Annotated in this window: 3 protein-coding genes; 1 reads left to right on the forward strand and 2 read right to left on the reverse strand. The window is 65.6% G+C overall.

The features are described 5' to 3' along the window. Both VFA16_RS21435 and VFA16_RS21440 read right to left on the reverse strand, forming a co-directional pair. A partial coding sequence (locus tag VFA16_RS21435) for a heavy metal-binding domain-containing protein (RefSeq protein ID WP_324969764.1) occupies positions 1 to 830 on the reverse strand: 830 nt, incomplete at its 3' end. Between the two features lie 357 nt (positions 831 to 1,187). Continuing rightward, positions 1,188 to 1,871 (reverse strand): lipoprotein LpqH, encoded by a 684-nt coding sequence (locus VFA16_RS21440; RefSeq protein WP_324969765.1) that lies wholly within the window; start codon positions 1,869 to 1,871, stop codon positions 1,188 to 1,190. A gap of 230 nt (positions 1,872 to 2,101) precedes the next feature. On the opposite strand from VFA16_RS21440, the gene secA2 reads away from it, so the two are divergent. After that, entirely contained in the window at positions 2,102 to 4,426 is a 2,325-nt protein-coding gene (gene secA2 / locus VFA16_RS21445; protein WP_324969766.1) for an accessory Sec system translocase SecA2, read from the forward strand. The last annotated feature ends 22 nt before the right edge of the window (positions 4,427 to 4,448 follow it).

The raw sequence follows: 4,448 nt of genomic DNA on the forward strand, positions 1-4,448 counted from the left end.
AACCAGGTGCCGATGCCGGCGGCAAGCCCCAACGAGTAGACCGAGGTGGCCATAACGAGCTGGACGGGGGCATAGCCGAGCGAGGCGAGGTTCCAGATCTCCTCGCCGGTCAGCTCGGAGGTCACGACCTGCTCAGGCCGCACCGGGCCCGGCGAGATCAGCGGGTGATAAGAGGCTGTGCCGGTCAACAGGAGCTCGACGATGCCGGGACCATGCGGCAGCATCTGCACGATGACGTCGACGACGGAGTTCGCCCCGGCCGCCGAAGCCTCGACGCGCAAACGCTCGAGCGCATGGTGACGAATCACGTTGTACATCTGTGAGTACTCGTGGACCTCGCCCTGCGCGAAGGTCCGAAGCTTTCCAGTAAGGCCGCGGCCGATCCCGAGCGCGTAGGCGACGTTGCCCATCACGAAGCGCATGGGCCGGTAACCGACATCGAGGTGGCAGTAGAGCTCCATGCCCGAGGCCGCGCTTGAGAAGAGGCGGGTCCCATCCGAATTACCATCCTGGGCCCGCACCGAACTTCCCTGAGCGAGAAACTCGGTGTAGCCCGAGAGGGTGCGCAGCTCGGTGACGACGCTGGTGACCCCAACAGCGCGGTATTGGCGCGCCTCCTGCTCCATGCGCTGGATGGCGGCGTGCCGGCCGCCCGAGATGAGCTCAGTCACCTGGCGGACCTCGCCGCCGGCGAGAGTCTGCCCAAAGCTGCCGATCGCGCGGCCGAGCCCCATTGAGCACACACTGTTGCCGACGACGATTTCGCCAGGCAGAAGCCCCTTCTGCGCAAGGCAGTAGACCTCATTGCCAGACATCCCTGAAACCAGCATTGCCACCTCCCTCGGGCGCCCATGCGCGCCATGTTTTGTCGGCACCGATGGGCCGCCTGGCGTAGAAGGGCCTCGCTGAATATAGACCTGAGCACAACTAGGCGAATACCAATGCGGAGATCAGCAAGTCGATTGTTCACGCTCAAGCACAGCGCTTCTCGCCGACGACCAGGTTTAACGCTCTAAGCAACGTTGCGGCGCGGTATTGGGGGGTGATTATCAGACAATCATTCACGGGCTCCGCTTGACGTGACTTCATTGCCGGCATCCCGCCGAGATGAAGTAACTCGTCTTTTGGCCACACAGTCTGGTGTGCCAACCAACGGTCCGCGCAGGACTCGCGCGCACCTATAGCACCTATAAATGGGGACAAGTCACGTTGATTTGGAACGGCTTTTCCACCCGCGACCCATTGGACGTGTCGACACCCGCCGCGGTTCCGCTGATATCGAAGGTGTTGCCGTGCTGGGTGACCACTGCGTTGTTCTGACCGACCCCTGGGTTGTATAGGAGTACTAGGCCGTTGACGGTGCCCAAGCTCACGAACTTGACCTGCAGTGGATTGGTATTGCTCAGTCTCACGGCGATGCCTTGGCTGGCGTCGACCGAGATGGACATCTCGCCGCCGGCCTTGGCGCAGATGGCGCTGCTTCGGATTGGCAGAGCTTGTCCGTCCACGATGACAGTGGCTGGGGGTGCGGCCGCAGTTGACGTACCCGGAATCCGCCTGGTGGTTGACGTCGGCGCTTTTATTGCAGCGGTGACGCTGTCGCGAAGGAGGAGATAGCCGACGATGCCTGCACCGACCACGCCCGCCACCAGCACGACGATGATCAGCCCGATGACGAGCCCAATGTGACTCCGCTGTTCAGGCGGTGAGCCGACGCCAGCCGGTGGCCATAGCGGTCCCCCTTCTTGAGGGGTTGCCGCCTGCGGGAACGGCACCTCCCACGGGCGCAGAGTGGGAGGCTGCTGCGAGGCTGGATCGGGCTCGGCAGCGGGCGTTGTCGGCGATTGCTCGGTCGGCGGCTCGGGGTCCATTGCGGCCTCCCTATAGCAACGGGCGAAGAGTCGCCAGCACCATAACGCGAGCGTCACCTCAAGCTACAAGATCGACATGAGATTGCCGCTCGAATACCCCGACCGGCAGGCGCTGACCGACATTCTGACGCAGGACCGTGACGGATTCGTCGTCTGGGTTGGACGGGGACGGATGCGACCCCGCCGCGCGGCTGTGTCCGGCGTCCGCCGAGCCCGCGTACCGTTGACCTGTGCCGAAGACCACCAGCGCTCAGCCGGGGCGTCTGAGCAGCCGATTCTGGCGGCTGCTGGGCGCCAGCACGGAGAAGAACCAAAACCGTTCGCTGGCCGAAGTCAGCGCGTCGGCGGAATATGACGAGAAGGCCGCCGATCTCAGCGACGAGAAACTGCGCAAGGCGGCCGGCCTGCTGCGGCTCGACGATCTTGCCGAATCCGCTGACATTCCGCAGTTCCTGGCGATTGCCCGCGAAGCCGCGGAGCGGGCCACTGGGCTGCGCCCGTTCGACGTGCAGCTGCTCGGTGCGCTGCGGATGCTGGCCGGCGATGTGATCGAAATGGCCACCGGGGAAGGCAAAACCCTGGCCGGGGCGATCGCCGCCGCCGGGTATGCGCTGGCCGGCCGGCACGTGCACGTCGTCACCATCAACGACTACCTGGCTCGCCGCGACGCCGAATGGATGGGTCCGTTGATCGAGGCGTTGGGGTTGACGGTCGGCTGGATCACCGCCGAGTCGACGGCCGAACAGCGCCGCGCGGCCTACAAGTGCGACGTCACCTATGCCTCGGTCAACGAGATCGGCTTCGACGTGCTGCGCGACCAGTTGGTCACCGACGTGGCCGACCTGGTGTCGCCCGATCCCGACGTCGCGCTGATCGACGAGGCGGACTCGGTGCTCGTCGACGAGGCGTTGGTGCCGCTGGTCTTGGCTGGAACCACCCATCGGGAGACACCCCGGCTCGAGATCATCCGGCTCGTCGGCGAACTGCAGCCCGGCGACGACTACGACACCGACTCCGACAACCGCAACGTCCACCTCACGGAGACCGGTGCCCGCAAAATCGAGAAGGCGCTCGGGGGCATCGACTTGTACTCGGAAGAGCATGTCGGCACGACACTGACGGAAGTCAACGTCGCACTGCACGCCCACGTGTTGCTGCAGCGCGACGTGCACTACATCGTCCGCGACGATGCCGTACACCTGATTAACGCCTCACGCGGCCGCATCGCGCAGCTGCAACGCTGGCCAGACGGGCTGCAGGCCGCCGTCGAGGCCAAGGAGGGCATCGAGACCACCGAGACGGGTGAGGTGCTCGACACCATCACGGTGCAGGCCTTGATCAACCGCTACGCCACCGTGTGTGGGATGACCGGCACCGCGTTGGCCGCCGGTGAGCAGCTGCGCCAGTTCTACAAACTCGGCGTCTCGCCGATTCCGCCGAACAAGCCGAACATTCGTGAAGATGAGGCCGACCGGGTGTACATCACCGCGGCCGCCAAGAACGACGCGATCGTCGAGCACATCACGGCGGTGCACGAGACCGGGCAGCCGGTGCTGGTCGGCACCCGCGATGTCGCCGAATCCGAGGAGTTGCACGAGCGGCTGCTGCGCCGCGGTGTGCCGGCGGTGGTGCTCAACGCCAAAAACGACGCCGAGGAGGCGCGGGTGATCGCCGAGGCCGGCAAGTTCGAGGTGGTCACGGTGTCTACCCAGATGGCCGGGCGCGGCACCGATATTCGGCTCGGCGGCTCCGACGAGGCCGATCACGACCGGGTCGCCGAATTGGGCGGCCTGCACGTGGTCGGCACCGGACGACACCACACCCAACGGCTGGACAACCAGCTGCGGGGGCGGGCCGGGCGTCAGGGCGACCCGGGCTCGTCGGTGTTCTTCGCCAGCTGGGAAGACGACGTCGTCACCGCCAACTTGGAGCGGCATAAGCTGCCGATGGCCACCGACGAGAACGGGCGGATCACCAGCCCGAAGGCGGCCGGCCTGCTCGACCACGCGCAGCGGGTTGCTGAGGGCAAGCTGCTCGATGTGCACGCCAACACCTGGCGCTACAACCAATTGATCGCCCAGCAGCGGGCCATCATCGTCGAGCGACGTAATGCGCTGCTCTCCACCGACACCGCTCGCAAGGAGCTGGCCGAGTTGGCGCCCAAGCGCTACAAGGAGCTGGCCGAGGAGCTCTCCGAGGACCGCCTGGAAAAGATCTGTCGGCTGATCATGCTGTATCACCTCGACCGGGGCTGGGCGGATCACCTGGCCTATCTCGCCGATATCCGCGAGAGCATTCATCTGCGCGCGCTGGGCCGGCAGAACCCGCTCGACGAGTTCCACCGGATGGCGGTCGACGCGTTCGCGTCGTTGGCCGCTGACGCGATCGAAGCGGCCCAGCAGACGTTCGAAACGTCACCGGCCATCGAGGAAGAGCCGGGTGTGGACCTGTCCAAGCTGGCGCGGCCGACGTCGACGTGGACCTATATGGTGCGGGACAACCCGTTGGCCGATGACACGCTTTCCGCGCTGAGCCTGCCCGGGGTCTTCCGCTAGCCCGGCGACCGATGCAGGGGGG

Origin of the sequence: Mycobacterium sp., from assembly GCF_035653355.1 — a bacterium.
Lineage (GTDB): Bacteria > Actinomycetota > Actinomycetes > Mycobacteriales > Mycobacteriaceae > Mycobacterium.